Annotated in this window: 14 protein-coding genes and 3 pseudogenes; 7 read left to right on the top strand and 10 right to left on the bottom strand. The window is 53.1% G+C overall.

The annotated features are described in order from the left end of the window. Window positions 1-6 precede the first annotated feature (6 nt). Window positions 7-1,175 (bottom strand): IS3 family transposase gene (locus ACWWJF_RS24105; RefSeq protein ID WP_455870768.1). Its coding sequence is split into 2 segments (ribosomal slippage): window positions 7-920 and window positions 920-1,175, totalling 1,170 coding nucleotides; the frame shifts between segments, so codons are not numbered across the junction. Between the two features lie 186 nt (window positions 1,176-1,361). Here ACWWJF_RS24105 and sapA point away from each other — a divergent pair. From sapA to fabI, 6 genes are all read left to right on the top strand, one after another. After that, entirely contained in the window at window positions 1,362-3,041 is a 1,680-nt protein-coding gene (gene sapA / locus ACWWJF_RS24110) for an ABC transporter substrate-binding protein SapA (protein WP_455870769.1), read from the top strand. Between the two features lie 11 nt (window positions 3,042-3,052). Beyond that, window positions 3,053-4,018 (top strand): putrescine export ABC transporter permease SapB, encoded by a 966-nt coding sequence (gene sapB, locus ACWWJF_RS24115; RefSeq protein WP_455870770.1) that lies wholly within the window; start codon window positions 3,053-3,055, stop codon window positions 4,016-4,018. Further along, complete coding sequence (gene sapC, locus ACWWJF_RS24120) at window positions 4,005-4,895, top strand: putrescine export ABC transporter permease SapC (protein WP_455870771.1); 891 nt, start codon at window positions 4,005-4,007, stop codon at window positions 4,893-4,895. The genes sapB and sapC overlap by 14 nt, the downstream gene beginning before the upstream one ends. 15 nt (window positions 4,896-4,910) lie before the next feature. Next, window positions 4,911-5,903 (top strand): putrescine export ABC transporter ATP-binding protein SapD, encoded by a 993-nt coding sequence (sapD, locus tag ACWWJF_RS24125; protein WP_455870772.1) that lies wholly within the window; start codon window positions 4,911-4,913, stop codon window positions 5,901-5,903. Further along, entirely contained in the window at window positions 5,903-6,718 is an 816-nt protein-coding gene (sapF, locus tag ACWWJF_RS24130; protein WP_455870773.1) for a putrescine export ABC transporter ATP-binding protein SapF, read from the top strand. Before sapD ends, sapF begins: the two co-directional genes overlap by 1 nt. 166 nt (window positions 6,719-6,884) lie before the next feature. Then, entirely contained in the window at window positions 6,885-7,673 is a 789-nt protein-coding gene (gene fabI / locus ACWWJF_RS24135; RefSeq protein WP_455870774.1) for an enoyl-ACP reductase FabI, read from the top strand. Between the two features lie 56 nt (window positions 7,674-7,729). On the opposite strand, the pseudogene ACWWJF_RS24140 reads toward fabI, so the two are convergent. The 6 genes and pseudogenes from ACWWJF_RS24140 to ACWWJF_RS24165 form a co-directional block, all read right to left on the bottom strand. Then, window positions 7,730-8,618 (bottom strand): annotated as a pseudogene (locus ACWWJF_RS24140) (LysR family transcriptional regulator). 378 nt (window positions 8,619-8,996) lie between these two features. Further along, a complete protein-coding gene (locus ACWWJF_RS24145; RefSeq protein ID WP_455870775.1) occupies window positions 8,997-9,269 on the bottom strand; it encodes a transposase in 273 nt (90 codons plus the stop codon). After that, window positions 9,172-9,951 carry an IS630 family transposase gene (locus ACWWJF_RS24150; protein WP_455870776.1) on the bottom strand — a complete coding sequence of 260 codons (780 nt, stop codon included), beginning with the start codon at window positions 9,949-9,951 and terminating at the stop codon, window positions 9,172-9,174. The genes ACWWJF_RS24145 and ACWWJF_RS24150 overlap by 98 nt, the downstream gene beginning before the upstream one ends. A 441-nt stretch (window positions 9,952-10,392) precedes the next feature. Beyond that, window positions 10,393-11,561 (bottom strand): IS3 family transposase gene (locus ACWWJF_RS24155; RefSeq protein WP_455870777.1). Its coding sequence is split into 2 segments (ribosomal slippage): window positions 10,393-11,306 and window positions 11,306-11,561, totalling 1,170 coding nucleotides; the frame shifts between segments, so codons are not numbered across the junction. A gap of 311 nt (window positions 11,562-11,872) precedes the next feature. After that, entirely contained in the window at window positions 11,873-12,664 is a 792-nt protein-coding gene (kdgR, locus tag ACWWJF_RS24160; protein WP_455870778.1) for a DNA-binding transcriptional regulator KdgR, read from the bottom strand. A 334-nt stretch (window positions 12,665-12,998) separates the two neighbouring features. Next, the gene (locus ACWWJF_RS24165; RefSeq protein ID WP_455870779.1) at window positions 12,999-13,148 is read right to left on the bottom strand and encodes an oligogalacturonate lyase family protein; all 150 of its coding nucleotides are present in this window, start codon (window positions 13,146-13,148) and stop codon (window positions 12,999-13,001) included. Window positions 13,149-13,223: 75 nt separating this feature from the next. Between ACWWJF_RS24165 and ACWWJF_RS24170 the strand changes: the two genes are divergently transcribed. Continuing rightward, on the top strand, window positions 13,224-14,264 hold the full coding sequence (locus ACWWJF_RS24170) for an IS481 family transposase (RefSeq protein ID WP_455868509.1): 1,041 nt from the start codon (window positions 13,224-13,226) through the stop codon (window positions 14,262-14,264). A 56-nt stretch (window positions 14,265-14,320) separates the two neighbouring features. Here ACWWJF_RS24170 and ACWWJF_RS24175 read toward each other — a convergent pair. The 3 genes and pseudogenes from ACWWJF_RS24175 to ACWWJF_RS24185 form a co-directional block, all read right to left on the bottom strand. Next, window positions 14,321-14,482: pseudogene (locus tag ACWWJF_RS24175) on the bottom strand (oligogalacturonate lyase family protein); the annotation flags it as partial. Window positions 14,483-14,515: 33 nt separating this feature from the next. Then, window positions 14,516-15,723, bottom strand: a protein-coding gene (locus ACWWJF_RS24180; RefSeq protein WP_455871248.1) for an IS3 family transposase whose coding sequence is annotated in 2 segments (ribosomal slippage) — window positions 14,516-15,402 and window positions 15,402-15,723 — 1,209 coding nt in all. Because the reading frame shifts where the segments join, the coding sequence is not laid out codon by codon here. 84 nt (window positions 15,724-15,807) lie between these two features. Then, window positions 15,808-16,599, bottom strand: a pseudogene (locus ACWWJF_RS24185) (oligogalacturonate lyase family protein); the annotation flags it as partial. Window positions 16,600-16,910: the final 311 nt, after the last annotated feature.

Genomic DNA, 16,910 nt, shown 5'->3' on the forward strand with positions numbered 1-16,910 from the left:
TAGTGGTCAACTAATATTGGCCACCGCATTAGACTGTATGTAGAACAGTCGCTCAGATTCGTTTGGAGTTAAGCCGCCGTTATACCAGTGAGGCCGGATAGCGCTGTAATACCCCGTGATGTAGCGGATAATCGCGTCCTGGGCTTCGCTGAAGCTGTTGTAACCCTTTGTCGGCACCCATTCTGTCTTCAGGCTGCGGAAGAACCGCTCCATTGGCGCATTATCCCAGCAGTTACCCCGCCGACTCATACTCTGCTTTATCCGGCAGCGCCACAGGGCTTGCCGGTATTGACGGCTGGTATAGTGGCTGCCCTGGTCGCTGTGGAACATGACTCCTGTTGGTTGTCCCCGGAGTTCCCAGGCCATCTGCAACGCTTTAACTGTCAGCGCCGAGTCCGGCGACGTCGACATGGCCCAGCCCACCGGTTTGCGGGCGAACAGATCTAGCACCACCGCAAGGTAAGCCCAGCATTTGCCCGTCCAGATGTAGGTCACATCGCCGCACCAGACCTGATCCGGCGCGGTAACCGCGAACTGGCGGTTGAGATAGTTCGGTATTTCAACGTGTTCATTGCCGCCGCGTTTGTATTTGTGAGCCGGTCGCTGGCAGCTGGCGATACCCAGCTCCTTCATCAGCTTGCCAGCCAGCCAGCGCCCCATTTTGACACCGGAGCTGCCGGTGACGATGGTCGCGATACTTCGAGCGCCGGCAGAGCCGCCGCTGGCGTTCCAGGCTTCCATGACGCGGCTACACTTAACCACGCGCTCACCGTCGGGTTCATTAGCGGAAGCCTGCCAGTGCCTGTAGCTGCTGCGATGTACCTCAAAAGTTTGGCACAACGCCGTGACCGGGTATCGCGCCCTCAGCCTGTCGACTACCGTGAACCGTTGAGTGAGTCCGACATTAAGAGCGCCGTAGCCTTTTTTAGGATTTCGTTCTCCATTTCAAGGCATTGGACTTTTTTCTTCATCTCACGCAGCTCGAGCTGTTCAGGGGTAAAAGGAAGTCCCGTTGGCGTTTTTCCCTGTCGTTCAAGGCGAAGCTTATTGACCCAGCGACTAATGGCAGAATGGCTGACATTAACCGCCTCTGCGGCCTTAACGTATGTGTAGCCGTGGTCGACAACCAGCTTTGCGGCTTCGAGCTTAAATTCCGCCGTAAAATGTTTACCCATGAGGTCACCTGTCGTGTTGATGAGGTGAGCATATCACCTCCGATCAGGTGGCCAGTATCAGTGTGCCACTACAGTGTGCCACTACAAAATACAGCAGGTGAGCATCTACGGAGTGGGGAGCTTTAGCAGAGTGCGGTACACTCTTATAATGACAACTCTAATTTTCAGCCAACTAAAGCGCATCGTATGTCTGGATACACCTCCTGCCTAATAAAAATAGGCGCGCTGTACTCCGCCTGCCTGATAGGGTCTGCGTTCGCCGCAGACCCCGCACAGGCGCAGCGGGAAGATATCCGCCACAGCGGTTTCGTGTACTGCGTCAACGGCGTGGTCAATACCTTCAACCCGCAAATGGCGCGCAGCGGCGTGATCATCGATACGCTGGCAGCACAGCTTTACGACCGACTGCTGGATGTGGACCCTTACACCTACCGTTTGATGCCAGAATTGGCGCAACGTTGGGAAGTTCTGGATAACGGTGCCACCTACCGTTTATACCTGCGCCACGATGTGCCGTTTCAAACCACCGACTGGTTTACGCCTACTCGCCCGTTAAACGCCGATGATGTGATTTTCAGCCTGCAACGGATGCTGGATAAAACCCACCCGTATCATGACGTTAACGGCGGTGAATACCCCTATTTCACCAGTTTGCAGTTTGCCGATGTGGTGCAAAGCATCCACAAGCTGGGCGACTATGCGCTGGAAATCCGCCTTAACAGTCCGGATGCCTCTTTTTTATGGCACCTGGCGACCCACTATGCACCGGTACTTTCTGCCGAGTATGGTCAGCAGTTGATCAAACAGGACAGAAAAGAACTGTTAGATCGTGAGCCGGTCGGTACCGGCCCTTATCGACTGGAAGCGTATCGCAGCGGTCAGTATCTGCGCTTGATGCGCAACGATCGCTACTGGCGTGGAAAACCGCGAATGCAGCAGGTGGTCGTCGATTTGGGCGTCGGAGGCACCGGTCGCCTCTCTAAACTGCTCACCGGCGAGTGTGACGTGCTGGCTTATCCTGCTGCCAACCAGTTGCCTATTTTGCGCAACGATCCGCGGCTACGACTCTCGCTGCGTCCGGGGATGAACATCGCGTATCTCGCCTTCAATGTGCGTAAACCGCCGTTGGACGACATGCGCATTCGCCGCGCCATTGCGCTGGCAATCAACAATGACCGTTTGATGCAGTCCATCTATTACGGCACGGCAGAAACGGCGGCGTCTTTGCTGCCCCGCGCTTCCTGGGCTTATGACAGCGAATCGCGCATTACCGAATACAATCCGGAAGAAGCCCGCCACTTGCTGACAACCTTGGGTGCAACTGACCTTAACCTCAAGCTGTGGGTGCCGGTTGCATCGCAATCCTATAATCCCAGCCCGTTAAAGACTGCGGAGCTGATTCAGGCGGATTTGGCACAGGTGGGCGTGAAAGTGACCATTGTCCCCGTCGAAGGTCGTTTTCAGGAGGCGCGCCTGATGGAGATGAGCCATGACCTGACGCTCTCCGGCTGGACCACCGACAGTAACGATCCTGACAGTTTTTTCCGCCCGCTGCTCAGTTGCGCTGCGATTCACTCGCAAACCAATTATACGCATTGGTGCGATCCTACGTTCGATAGCGTGCTGCAAAGCGCCCTCACCTCACAGCAGTTGGCCAAACGCATTGAGTACTACCAGCAAGCCCAGCAGATACTGGCACAGCAGTTACCGGTGCTACCGTTGGCCTCTTCGCTGCGTATGCTGGCTTACCGCTATGACATGAAAGGGCTGATATTAAGCCCGTTTGGCAATGCCTCTTTCGCCGGGGTATATCGCGAGGTTGGTGAGACCCCGACGCCGGAAGCTCCACCACAGGTGGGTAAATAGGGAGAACAGCCATGATCATTTTTACGCTGCGTCGCCTGTTGTTGTTGCTGATAACCCTGCTGCTGCTAACGCTGGTCGGATTCAGCCTCTGCTATTACACCCCCAACGCCCCGCTGGGCGGCGCGACGCTATTTGACGCCTACGTTTTCTTTATGCGCAGCCTGATGCGCGGCGATCTGGGCATTTCATCGATTAACGGCGAATCGATCAGTGTGCAATTGAAGGAAGTGCTTCCCGCCACCATTGAACTGTGCGTATTGGCATTCACACTCTCTTTGTTAGTGGGTATCCCGCTCGGTGTGACTGCGGGCGTGATGCGCAATAAAACGCCTGACATCATCATCAGCGCCATCGCGTTGGTGGGCTTTTCTATTCCGGTATTTTGGCTGGCGCTATTGCTCACGCTGCTGTTTTCGCTGCAACTCGGCTGGTTGCCAGTTTCAGGTCGTTTCGATCTGCTCTATCAGGTAGAACCTGTGACCGGATTTGCACTCATTGACGCCTGGCTATCCGACTCCCCTTATCGCGATGAAATGCTGTTCAGCGCCGTGCGCCACCTGATTTTGCCTATCATTGTGCTGGCCGTCGGTCCCACGATGGAAGTTATCCGCCTGATGCGCATTAGCACGACGGACGTGTTCAGTAAAAATTATGTCAAAGCTGCCGCCACCCGAGGCCTGTCGCGCCTGACCATCATTCGCCGCCATGTGCTGCGTAATGCACTGCCACCGATCGCACCGCAATTGAGGCTTCAGTTTTCCACCATGCTGACGCTGGCGATCATTACCGAAGTGGTGTTCAGTTGGCCCGGTTTAGGGCGCTGGTTGGTGGATGCGATTCGCCAGCAAGATTACTCCGCTATCTCCGCCGGGGTTATGGTTGTCGGAGCAATGGTAATTACGGTCAATGTGCTGTCCGATATTTGGGGCGCAATGGCAAACTCCCTGAAACATAAGGAATGGTATGCCCTTCGATAACGTTTACAGTGAAAAGCGCCTGCCCAGCCGCGTGCGGGATATGTGGCAATTTTTCCATCGCGATACGCTGGCGATGATTGGGCTGTACGGCTTTTTGGCGCTGCTGTTTCTGTGTCTGTTTGGCTCTGCTATCGCCCCTTATGCCGTCGATCATCAATTCCTGGGTTATCAATTGCTGCCGCCTTCCTGGTCACATTACGGGGAAGTGTCCTTCTTTCTCGGTACAGACGATCTGGGGCGCGATCTATTAAGCCGGTTATTGACCGGTACTGCGGCGACCGTCGGTTCAGCGTTGATCGTCACCTATGCGGCGGCGTTCTGCGGCATTGTACTCGGCACATTAGCTGGCGTAACGCACGGCCTGCGTTCCGCATTATTAAACCATATCCTTGATACGTTGCTGTCAATACCGTCATTGCTGCTGGCTATCGTGGTGATCGCCTTTATCGGCCCGGATTTGACGCACGCTATGCTGGCCGTGTGGCTGGCGCTGCTGCCGCGTATGGTGAGAACGCTCTACACCGCCGTGCACGATGAGATGGATAAGGAATATGTGATCGCCGCCCGATTAGACGGCGCATCAACCCGCTATATCATTTGGTACGTGGTGTTACCCAATATCGGGCCGGTGCTGGTGTCCGAGTTTACCCGAGCGCTCTCTATCGCCATTCTGGACATTTCAGCACTGGGCTTTCTCGCTCTGGGCGCTCAAATGCCAACGCCCGAATGGGGCGCCATGTTAGGTAATTCGCTGGAACTGGTTTATGCCGCGCCCTGGACGGTGATGTTGCCGGGTGTAGCCATTACCCTCAGCGTACTGATTGTGAATCTGCTGGGCGATGGCATCCGCCGTTCCCTGCTGTCACAAATGGATTAATGGCGGAGACGAACCATGGCACTACTCGATATTCGTAATCTGACCATTGAATTCCTTACGCCTGACGGTCCGGTCAAGGCCGTCGATCGCGTCAGCATTACCCTGACCGAAGGGGAAATCCGCGGCCTGGTGGGAGAATCGGGATCGGGCAAGAGTCTTATCGCGAAAGCCATCTGCGGCGTAACCAAAGATAACTGGCGGGTGACTGCTGACCGCTTCCGCTTTGATGATATCGACTTGCTGCAACTCTCACCCCGTGCACGGCGTAAGCTGGTCGGCCACAACGTGTCGATGATTTTTCAGGAGCCGCAATCCTGTCTCGATCCCTCCGAGCACATAGGCAAACAGCTGATGCTTGCCATTCCCGGCTGGACCTACAAAGGTCTTTGGTGGCAACGCTTTCAGTGGCGCAAACGCCGCGCCATCGAACTGCTGCACCGGGTAGGCATTAAGGATCACAAAGATATCATGCGCAGTTACCCCTATGAATTGACGGAGGGTGAATGCCAGAAGGTAATGATTGCCATCGCCTTGGCGAACCAGCCGCGTCTGCTGATCGCCGATGAACCGACCAATGCGATGGAATCGACCACGCAGGCGCAGATTTTCCGGCTTCTGTCGCGACTGAATCAAAACAATAACACCACCATTTTATTGATCAGTCATGACCTGCAAACCATGAGTAAGTGGGCCGATCGCATCAACGTGCTTTACTGCGGACAAACGGTGGAAAGCGCGCCAAGTGAAGAGCTGATCACCGCACCGCACCACCCTTACACCCAGGCGCTGATCCGCGCCATGCCCGATTTCGGGCGTTCGTTGCCGCACAAAAGCAGACTCAACACGCTGCCGGGCGCTATTCCGTCACTAGAGTATCTGCCGGTAGGCTGCCGTCTCGGTCCGCGTTGCCCCTACTCGCAGAAAAAATGCATGCAAACACCACTGTTGGTATCGACCAAAAATCACTGGTTTGCCTGCCATTTCCCGCTTAATACGGAGGAGCAATGATGGATGACATTCTGCTCGAAGCGCGCAACCTTACCAAAACGTTCCGCTACCGCACCGGGTTATTTCACCGCCAACACGTTGAAGCTGTGAAATCCGTGAGTTTCACGCTGCGTGAACGGCAGACGCTGGCGATTATCGGTGAGAACGGCTCCGGCAAATCGACCCTGGCGAAAATGCTGGCGGGGGTCATCCCACCGACCTCCGGTGAACTGCTGATTAACGATCATCCTTTGTGCTACGGCGATTATCGCTTCCGTTGCCAGCAGGTGCGCATGATTTTTCAGGACGCGGGCAATGCGCTTAACCCACGCCAGCGTATTGGCCAACTGCTTGATATGCCGCTGCGGTTGAATACCACATTGAACGGTCACGAGCGGGAAAAAATGATCAACCAGACGTTGCAACAGGTAGGTCTGCGCCCTGATCACGCCGACTACTACCCGCAGGCGCTGGCACCCGGCCAAAAACAGCGCGTGGGATTGGCACGGGCGTTGATCTTGCAGCCCAAGGTGATCGTGGCTGACGAGGCACTGGCCTCGTTAGATATGTCCATGCGCTCGCAAATCATTAATTTGATGTTGGAACTTCAAGAAGAACAAGGCATCTCCTATATTTATGTCACTCAGCATCTGGGCATGATGAAGCACATCAGCGATCAGATCGTGGTAATGCATGACGGTGAAGTGGTCGAGCGAGGCAGCACCGCAGACGTGCTGGCCGCGCCGCTACACGATTTGACCAAACGCCTGATTGCCAGCCACTTTGGCGAAGCGCTCAGTGCCGATGCCTGGCGCCGTGACGGCGCGCAGTTTTAGCCGGATTCGCCAGCGCGACATCGTGGCAAACGCGCGGGCGATACTGCTCGGAGTACCCCACGGGGGGCAACCATGCTATAATCGCCCGGTTTACTCACTTCGAACGCCCTGATTAACGCATTCTGTGCAGGCGTTCGCAGCAACTATAATCACAAGGATTACTGCTATGGGTTTTCTAACCGGTAAGCGCATTTTGGTAACGGGTGTTGCCAGTAACCGCTCAATTGCATTCGGTATCGCACAGGCGATGCAACGCGAAGGCGCTGAACTGGCGTTTACGTACCAGAACTACAAGCTGAAATCGCGTGTTGAAGGCTTCGCACAAGAGCTGGGTTCCAGCATCGTACTGCCGTGCGACGTTGCGGAAGATGCCAGCATTGAAGCGCTGTTTGCCGAACTGGCTAACGTATGGCCGACCTTTGACGGTTTTGTCCACTCCATCGCGTTCGCTCCAGGCGACCAACTGGATGGTGATTACGTCGACGCCGTGACCCGCGACGGTTTCCGCGTTGCGCACGATATCAGCTCCTACAGCTTCGTGGCGATAGCAAAAGCCTGCCGCGCCATGCTGAACCCGAACTCCGCGCTGGTCACACTCTCCTACCTCGGTGCCGAGCGCGCTATCCCGAACTACAACGTGATGGGTCTGGCCAAAGCCTCTCTGGAGGCCAACGTTCGCTACATGGCTAACGCCATGGGCGCGCAAGGTGTGCGTGTTAACGCCATTTCCTCTGGTCCCATCCGCACGCTGGCTGCGTCTGGCATCAAAAACTTCAAGAAAATGCTTTCCCACTGCGAGGCAGTAACGCCTATCCGCCGTGTGGTCACCATTGAAGACGTAGGCAATACGGCTGCGTTCTTGTGCTCAGATCTGGCTGCTGGTATATCCGGTGAAGTCCTGCACGTTGATGGCGGCTTCAATATCGCCGCCATGAATGAGCTGGAACTGGATTAATTTCCAACCGCTATCGGTAAAAACCACCGGCATCCGGTGGTTTTTTTCGTCCCAACTCAACCAGCGTTTTCTGCCAGCCACGTTTGTGCGAAAACAAAGAAATTTTGTGCCAGGGCAGTAACCTTGCCAACTGGAGCCACAACCAGCGCCGCCTGACGCTGCATCGGTGGCAGTGTGAGTGGGCGAAAACGCAGTGCGGGTGTCATTTCAGGCAACAGGCTCCCTTGAGGCACGACGGCACAGCCCAATCCTAAGAAGACGCTTTGCATCAATTGCATCACCGAGGCACTTTGACCTTTGGCGTCACACCTGACTCACGAAAGTGTCAATCGAGATAACGCCGAAAATAGCGGCTGGGCTCAGCCAGACACAGCGGCACATCCGCCAAATCCGCTAATGCCAACGGCGTCTCTCCGACCATCTGCGGGAATGCTTGCGGGTGGTAAACCAGCGAAATCTCACGGCGGTGTACAGGCGCCGCCTGAAAAGCCAGCTCTCTGAGCGTGGTAAGCTCGAAAAATCCCAGACCGATATCAACCGTGTGGGCATTGAGCGCTTCAAGAAGTTGGTCCGCACTGAACAAGGAGACCTGATAGTCGAGCTGTGGGTAGATCTCATGAGCAGCGGCCAACAGTTGCGACAGCACCGCGGCACCGCGCCAATGCGCAATACGCCGCTCACGCCACGCTTAAGCGACGCCACTTCCAACTTCAATCCCTGATAAATCGAAACGATTTCACGCGACCAGGCCAAAACGCGCTCCCCCTCCGCCGTGAACCCTTCAAAATTGTTACCGCGATTAATCAGCGCCAAATCGAGCTCGCGCTCCAGGTTTTTCAGCCGCATAGAGAGCGTGGGCTGGCTGACGAAACTGGCCTCCGCCGCACGTCCAAAATGGCGCTCTTTCTCAAGATTACACAGGTAGATAATTTGTTTGATATCTATTTTCTTATTTTACAATAAGTTAGACATTGATTGATGGCATTCATCATAAATCATGTACTCAAACGTGTACACACTTTAAAAATGACTCGCCGGGACCTGTGATCATAAAGTCATTGTTGCACGAAATTTTGGCATACAACAAGCCCATGAGATCACAGCGTTCTCGACAAGCGCAAAGAGATGATGCAGGCGTGGGCTGATTGGATCGGGTAGCTGTCCTTGGCATTCACACGTCACAACCTGGCACAGTACGACACGCCAGCATCGCGCCTCTATAAAGCTAAATAGCTGTTCCTAATACCGCTACACTTTTGCCTGTCCATGTTTTCCACTGGGAAACGGGCTGACGGTTTCCATGAAGCGGCGAACCTTGTTCAGTCACTGCCACATTGAACAGCATTGATGATTGCGGGTAATGGTTTCATGCAACGCCTGCCATAACCGCTCTACATGATTTACCCATGGTGAGTACACCGGCTGATAAATAACCCTGAATTTCGGGTTTTCTTCCAGCCAGCGCTGCGTCTCCCGGCTTTTGTGAATAATGTAGTTATCAACTATCAGCGTGAGCGTTTTTGCCCGTCTGTACGTTGCTCTCAGATGTTCTAACATACTGATAAAAAAACGAACTTTTACTGTTTCCTCCAACATCGCTGACTTTTCCCGTCCCGCTGTGTAATGCACCCGCCAGATAATATTTCTCGTTCTGGCCCGGCGTCACGATGCGTTTCTGCTTCCCGCGAACCTGACAGTCCGCGCCAATTTTGGGATTCAGATGAATATCCACTTCGTCTTCGTAAAAGACGGGATGTTCCGCGCTGCATTGTTCCAGCGCCATCGCGATGGCCTCCATTTTTTCTTCCTTATGCGGGTCGCGGATAAGCAGCGTAGGAGCTGCGCGTCGCCACACCAGACCGGCAGAAGGCCGCCAACGGCGCACCGTGGAAGCATGCAACTGGCAACCGGTTATCTCATTGATTTTTATCGCTAGCAGTTCCGTGCTCCAGCGCGAACGCTGATAGCCAAAATCATGAGGGGAACGCTTTACGAGCTGGATTAACAGTGCGCAGATCTGTTCAAACGGCCAGCGACGGCCACGACCGGGCCGCAGAGATTTGAGGCCTTCAATGCCGTACAGGGTGAGCCAGTTAATCCATCTGCCGATTGACGAACGGGCGCAGCAAAGCATTCTGGCGACATCGCTCACGCGCTCGCCCCGGTGCAACATCAGGATGGCGGTCAGCCTGCGGGCGTGATTCTTGTCACGCGTTTTATGGAGAGTTTTCTTCATCAGGCGTCGTTCGTTACGGGGTATCGGTGCTATGCTCGACATCGCTCAGTCCGGTTGATGATTTGGGATCTTTATCGATTGATCAGATCGCTCAACTTGGACTGAGTTCCCTTCAGGTGATCTACTATTCGGAACAGTTATTTAGCTAACAGTTATCTCGCCATTTATGGATATGGTTGCCCCCGTAGCGACATGTGATGCAGCATCAAAAACTCTGTTCCCATACACTTGCTGGTAAACAACAATCTGATCAGTAACGTTTGAGTCTTGATATGCTCTCAATACACCAGTTAACCCTGTCCATCCGTTGTACGTCGCCACGTTTATGTTGGATGTTTGAATATCGTCAGCGGTCAGTCCAGACATGCCAGGGATATAGCCGATACTCAAGCTTCCGCTAGAAGAAGATGAGGATAAGGTTAGGTCGATTTAGAAAATTAATTTCTTGCCAGGACCCTGTACATAAATTTGTGTATGTAGTGGTCAACTAATATTGGCCACCGCATTAGACTGTATGTAGAACAGTCGCTCAGATTCGTTTGGAGTTAAGCCGCCGTTATACCAGTGAGGCCGGATAGCGCTGTAATACCCCGTGATGTAGCGGATAATCGCGTCCTGGGCTTCGCTGAAGCTGTTGTAACCCTTTGTCGGCACCCATTCTGTCTTCAGGCTGCGGAAGAACCGCTCCATTGGCGCATTATCCCAGCAGTTACCCCGCCGACTCATACTCTGCTTTATCCGGCAGCGCCACAGGGCTTGCCGGTATTGACGGCTGGTATAGTGGCTGCCCTGGTCGCTGTGGAACATGACTCCTGTTGGTTGTCCCCGGAGTTCCCAGGCCATCTGCAACGCTTTAACTGTCAGCGCCGAGTCCGACGACGTCGACATGGCCCAGCCCACCGGTTTGCGGGCGAACAGATCTAGCACCACCGCAAGGTAAGCCCAGCATTTGCCCGTCCAGATGTAGGTCACATCGCCGCACCAGACCTGATCCGGCGCGGTAACCGCGAACTGGCGGTTGAGATAGTTCGGTATTTCAACGTGTTCATTGCCGCCGCGTTTGTATTTGTGAGCCGGTCGCTGGCAGCTGGCGATACCCAGCTCCTTCATCAGCTTGCCAGCCAGCCAGCGCCCCATTTTGACACCGGAGCTGCCGGTGACGATGGTCGCGATACTTCGAGCGCCGGCAGAGCCGCCGCTGGCGTTCCAGGCTTCCATGACGCGGCTACACTTAACCACGCGCTCACCGTCGGGTTCATTAGCGGAAGCCTGCCAGTGCCTGTAGCTGCTGCGATGTACCTCAAAAGTTTGGCACAACGCCGTGACCGGGTATCGCGCCCTCAGCCTGTCGACTACCGTGAACCGTTGAGTGAGTCCGACATTAAGAGCGCCGTAGCCTTTTTTAGGATTTCGTTCTCCATTTCAAGGCATTGGACTTTTTTCTTCATCTCACGCAGCTCGAGCTGTTCAGGGGTAAGAGGAAGTCCCGTTGGCGTTTTTCCCTGTCGTTCAAGGCGAAGCTTATTGACCCAGCGACTAATGGCAGAATGGCTGACATTAACCGCCTCTGCGGCCTTAACGTATGTGTAGCCGTGGTCGACAACCAGCTTTGCGGCTTCGAGCTTAAATTCTGCCGTAAAATGTTTACCCATGAGGTCACCTGTCGTGTTGATGAGGTGAGCATATCACCTCCGCTCAGGTGGCCAGTATCAGTGTGCCACTACACTGAAAGAAAAACACCCTGCCAGCGTACCGCTCACAGAGTGGGGGTGACCATCTCATTACGCCCGGTGAGCGTGATATGCCCTGGGAACGCCCGCGCTGACCATAAAGGAAGCGCTTCGCCGACAGGTTGCCCATAGCCGTTCACATGCTCAGCCATTATTCTCATCCTCCAGATGTTAAAAAACCCACCGTCAGGCAGGCTTTTTGAGAAGCAATCGTTTGTTCAGCGAAAGACGATTCAGAACGGATAGTCGTGATAGCCCATCTGCTCGGAGATGTTTTTTGCTGCGTGATGCAACATGGCAACATATTCGTGCATGCTCTCTTCTGCAAAGCGAATGGTAGGGAATGAAATACTCAATCCAGCAATCACTACGCCGAAACGGTCAAAAACGGGCACAGCAATACAGCGCAAGCCTTCTTCCTGTTCTTCCTTATCTTCCCCATACCCCTGCTGGCGTACGGTATCGAGCAGAGGCAACAGCTCCTCAGCGCTACCCACCGTATGCGGCGTGCTGCGGGTAAATTCCACTTTGCTCAGAATTTCAACCAGTTCGTCACGATCGCGCCATGACAGCAACACTTTACCAATGGCGGTACTGTGCAGCGGGTTGCGACGACCAATGCGGGAATACATGCGCAGGTTGTACATGGAATCGATCTTGTGAATATATACGATACCATCTTCATCCAACGCACCGAGGTGGATAGTTTCTTTCGTCAGCGCGGACAATTCACGCATCTGAATATCCGAACTACGAATCAAATCTACGTTTTGCAACGCCTTGGCGCCCAGTTCGAACAACTTAAGCGTTAACGAATACTTCTCGGATTCGCCTTCCTGCGCGACATATCCCAAGGACTTCATCGTCTGTAAAAATCGGTACACTGTACTTTTAGACATCATGACGCGCTGAGAGAGTTCCGTAATACCGATCTCTCTTTCCTCACCTAATGCCTGCAAAATACCAAAAACTTTCAAAACGGACGACACGGAATCGGGCTGTTTATCTAAATCTGCAATAGCCATTTTTTTGGTACCCTACTCAGTTTTTTTGTTTTAAAAAAAATAGAACGATGGTTTTAGTATAAAGGAAACACGCTGATTATGGCAATGGAACAATAACGATAATCAAGGGACTTGCTTATTATTAAAGTTATTATACCCGTCATACTTCACATTATGGTGGCGTTAGCGCCGCTCGCTTGCCCGAATCACTTATCCCTATAAGCTTTTCGAACCTCACTCGTTTGCTGACAACCTTACTGCAACGCGAAATATTCAGGGCTTATTCTATTCGTCACCGGGAACACAGTGACGAATAGAAGAAACCCCATTCCGTTGCCGGGATGGGGTTTTGGGGTTACTTCCAAACAGAATCAGGTACGGAGGCAAGATAAAGGGCTGGTTTGCCATCCACATCCGGGGTAAACAGGATGCGTTTATTGTCCGGCGTAAAGGACGGATGCGGGTGCGTTACCTGACGTGTATTAGTCGCGACTTGATCTGACACTGGACCTTGAAAGGTTGAGAGTTACCGGTTTTGATATGGGTGTCGAATCCTTATACAAAACACGAGGTAACTCTCATGCTTCATACTAACAATCCCATCATCAAACACAAAGTCGGCCTGCTCAATCTCGCCGAAGAACTCGGTAACGTATCAAAAGCCTGTAAAATCATGGGGGTGTCACGCGACACGTTTTATCGCTATCAGGAACTGGCGGCAGAAGGCGGCATTGACGCTCTGGTTAACCAAAACCGCCGGGTTCCCAACCTGAAAAACCGTGCTGATGAAGCCACTGAACGTGCGGTTGTTGATTACGCCATTGAGTTCCCGGCTCATGGCCAGCACCGGACCAGTAATCAGCTGCGTAAAAAAGGCGTCTTCATTTCTGGCAGCGGTGTGCGCTCCATTTGGCAACGACACGATCTGGAAAACTTTCGTAAGCGCCTGAAGGCACTTGAGGAAAAAGTTGCCAGAGAAGGCATCGTACTTACTGATGCTCAAATCGCTGCACTGGAGAAGAAGGCGCACGACGACGAAGCCTGTGGTGAAATAGAGACTGCTCACCCGGGTTATCTGGGGTCGCAGGACACCTTCTACGTGGGTAATCTGAAAGGTGTTGGCCGTATCTACCAGCAGACGTTCGTGGATACGTACTCGAAAGTGGCGCACTGCAAGCTTTACACGAGTAAAGCACCGATCTCTGCCGCCGACCTGCTCAATGATCGCGTGCTGCCGTTCTACGAAGCTCAGGGGCTGCCAATGCTAAGAATACTGACGGACAGGGGGACGGAGTACTGCGGTAAAGTGGAACAACATGACTATCAGCTGTACTTGGCTATCAACGATATAGACCATACGAAAACGAAAGCGATGTCTCCGCAGACAAACGGTATCTGCGAGCGCTTCCATAAAACTATTTTGCAGGATTTTTATCAGGTTGCGTTCCGTAAGACGTTATACGAGGACCTAGAAAGTCTACAAAAGGATCTGGACAACTGGTTGTGGCATTACAATAATGAGCGAACTCATCAGGGTAAAATGTGCTGCGGGCGTACGCCAATGGCCACGTTACTTGATGGTAAACGAGTCTGGGCAGAAAAAAATTTGAACCAGATTTAATCTGACAGACACCTGTATAAATAACCGGTAACTGTCAGATCAGGTCTGAGCTAATACACCTGACGATCGCCTTCCAATACTTTCCACGAGGTGTTGTGCTGTGCAACGCGGTGTTCTTTGCCGGTTTGCAGGTTAAACACATACAGGAACGGATCGTTTTCGATTTTGTAACCACCGTCATCTTGTACATCGACCGGTGCATCGGAACCGTCACTGATCTTGACCCACCATCTCCGGACAGCTTTTGTATCTTAAGTTAACGATGCCCGCTGGCGCCGATATTCTCTTGGGGAGTTGTATCCCAGCGCACTGTGCGGATGGTTTTCATTGTAATGATTGAACGCCGCTGCAAGGTTCTTCAGCGCTGTTCGCACATCGGGTTTTGGCATGAAGGCGATGTAATCTTCCTTCATCGTCTTCACGAACCGTTCTGCCATGCCGTTACTCTGTGGACGGCTCACTGCTGTTGTGCAGGGCTCCAGATTCAGTTCTCTGGCGAACTTCCGCGTTTCATGTGCTGTGTACGCTGAACCATTATCCGTCAGCCATTGCACTGGTTTATCCGGCAGCGCGCTACCGAAGCGTTTTTCCACCGACCTCAGCATCACATCCTGCACGGTTGAACTGTCATAACCCCTGGTGCTCGCTGCCCAGTCTATGGCCTCCCGGTCGCAGCAGTCCAGTGCGAACGTCACCCGCAGCTTCTCGCCGTTGTCACAACCGAACTCGAAGCCATCTGAGCACCAGCGCATATCGCTCTCTGCTACCGCGATTTTGCCTTTATGCTCCCGCTTCGGACGTTCAGTTTTATCATGCAAAAACAGCAGGTTATGCTCGCTCATTATCCTGTAAAGCCGTTTGGCATTCACCGGTGGAAGTCCCTCTGCACGACGTTGCTTACCCAGGATACCCCACACTCGGCGGTAACCGTAACTGGGCATGTCGCTGATGATACGGAGGATATCCGATAATATCTCAGCATCAGCTTCGTCATTACGCCGGTTGCTGCGCCTGTCCAGCCAGTCGGCAGAACGGTTAACCCGCAGTGACAGCTGCGCACGCGACACGCTCATGGCGCGGCTGACCAGAGCTATTCCCCGTCCTTTGGCAACAAGGGCGCGTGCGCTATCCATTTTCGCGACTGGCGGTACTCCACTGCTTCTTTGAGGATCTCAACTTCCATCGTCTTCTTACCCAGAAGGCGCTGTAGCTCCCGGACCTGCTTGAGGGCAGTCGCCAGCGCCGAAGCTGGAACCACTTCTTCTCCGGCCGCAACGGCGGTGAGGCTTCCTTCCTGGTATTGCTTCTTCCACTTAAACAAAAGGCTGCGCTGGATGCCATGCAGGCGGGCTACATGGGAGACGTTCATCCCCGGCTCCATTGTCTGCTGAATGATGGCGATTTTCTCTTGCGGAGTTTTACGCTTACGGACTTCTTGCCCTAACAGGATCCCGGTCATTTCAAAATTAGCATGATTGTTAGACATATATCTAAGCCTATCTCTTATCTGGAGATACAGCTACTGTCTGGTGTTACAGGGGGCTACATCAGCATCGGAACCGTCACCAACCAGGAGTGTACCGTCATAGTTACTCATCAGGTGAGAACATGGCGGCATAACGCGCAGTTGCGTATCTTCCAGCGTAACTGGGTTGATGCTGCGGATATAACGGTTGGTGTCATCTTTCAGGTAAGACACATAGATCATGGCAGAGCCATCCGGCACCCAGAATTCGTGCGTGCAGCTTTCACCTTCCGCATGCTCTTTGACTTTACGCATGTTGCTGCCGTCTTCATTGATGAACCACATACGGGCATCAACCAGGTCATGGGGACCTTCATGGCAGAACGCGACAGTGTTGTCGTCGCCAGGACGATAGATCGGGTGACCCAGCCAGCGTTTTTCTTGCAGAATGGTCTGCGCTTCCCCGGTTTTCAGATCGATACGGATCAGGCGGCAGCACGGATTGGTGAAATAGAACTCCTGGAATTTTTTCCAGTCGGTCAGCGGCTGCCAGTCTTCTTTCTTGATCTCGATCCCCACCATCTTGATGCAATCGGAGTTGGCAACCCAGGTACCGTAACCTACTCACTCATCCGGTACTTGATAAATCGTGGTTTATTCCAGCGTGTTCAGATCCAGCAGGTAGTAGTTCCAAGGGCCATCGAATGCGCCGCCGAACAACAGTTTGCTTCCATCATTGGAGAAGCACTTCTGGTAGAAATAGTTGCGATGGCAAATAACATCGGGAGGCGTTAAACGCACCACTTCGGTGCCGGTTGCTGCGTCTTGATAGGTATGAAACGAGAGGGGAATCTTTTTGCCTTTGGCCATCGTAAATCCTTAGAACATATCGAAAAGAATACGGCTAGCACCAGCAGATGACACAAGTCTTGCGACTCACCGCCACCCTGATGCGATAGATCTGTAATACCAGCATTATAGAAACAATGTTTCATTTTTCCGTGATCATGGTTTTATTTTATGAAACATTCTCCTGATTTTCATCCCCTGTTTTCCCAGTAAAAAAGGAATTTATGCTATCAAGACAGAGGTATAGACACCTCGTTATACACAAGTCCGCAACGCCTTATATGCCAAGGGTTAGCGGGCTGAAATAGGCAGCCGGTGGGGTTGTAAATGAA

The organism is Symbiopectobacterium sp. Eva_TO (assembly GCF_053848865.1).

What these genes read in the sequence shown, in the direction of transcription:
- sapA (WP_455870769.1), top strand. Translation starts at nt 1,362, where the DNA reads ATGTCTGGATACACCTCCTGCCTAATAAAAATAGGCGCGCTGTACTCC.
- sapB (WP_455870770.1), top strand. Translation starts at nt 3,053, where the DNA reads ATGATCATTTTTACGCTGCGTCGCCTGTTGTTGTTGCTGATAACCCTG.
- sapC (WP_455870771.1), top strand. Translation starts at nt 4,005, where the DNA reads ATGCCCTTCGATAACGTTTACAGTGAAAAGCGCCTGCCCAGCCGCGTG.
- sapD (WP_455870772.1), top strand. Translation starts at nt 4,911, where the DNA reads ATGGCACTACTCGATATTCGTAATCTGACCATTGAATTCCTTACGCCT.
- sapF (WP_455870773.1), top strand. Translation starts at nt 5,903, where the DNA reads ATGGATGACATTCTGCTCGAAGCGCGCAACCTTACCAAAACGTTCCGC.
- fabI (WP_455870774.1), top strand. Translation starts at nt 6,885, where the DNA reads ATGGGTTTTCTAACCGGTAAGCGCATTTTGGTAACGGGTGTTGCCAGT.
- ACWWJF_RS24145 (WP_455870775.1), bottom strand. Translation starts at nt 9,269, where the DNA reads ATGTTGGAGGAAACAGTAAAAGTTCGTTTTTTTATCAGTATGTTAGAA.
- ACWWJF_RS24150 (WP_455870776.1), bottom strand. Translation starts at nt 9,951, where the DNA reads ATGTCGAGCATAGCACCGATACCCCGTAACGAACGACGCCTGATGAAG.
- kdgR (WP_455870778.1), bottom strand. Translation starts at nt 12,664, where the DNA reads ATGGCTATTGCAGATTTAGATAAACAGCCCGATTCCGTGTCGTCCGTT.
- ACWWJF_RS24170 (WP_455868509.1), top strand. Translation starts at nt 13,224, where the DNA reads ATGCTTCATACTAACAATCCCATCATCAAACACAAAGTCGGCCTGCTC.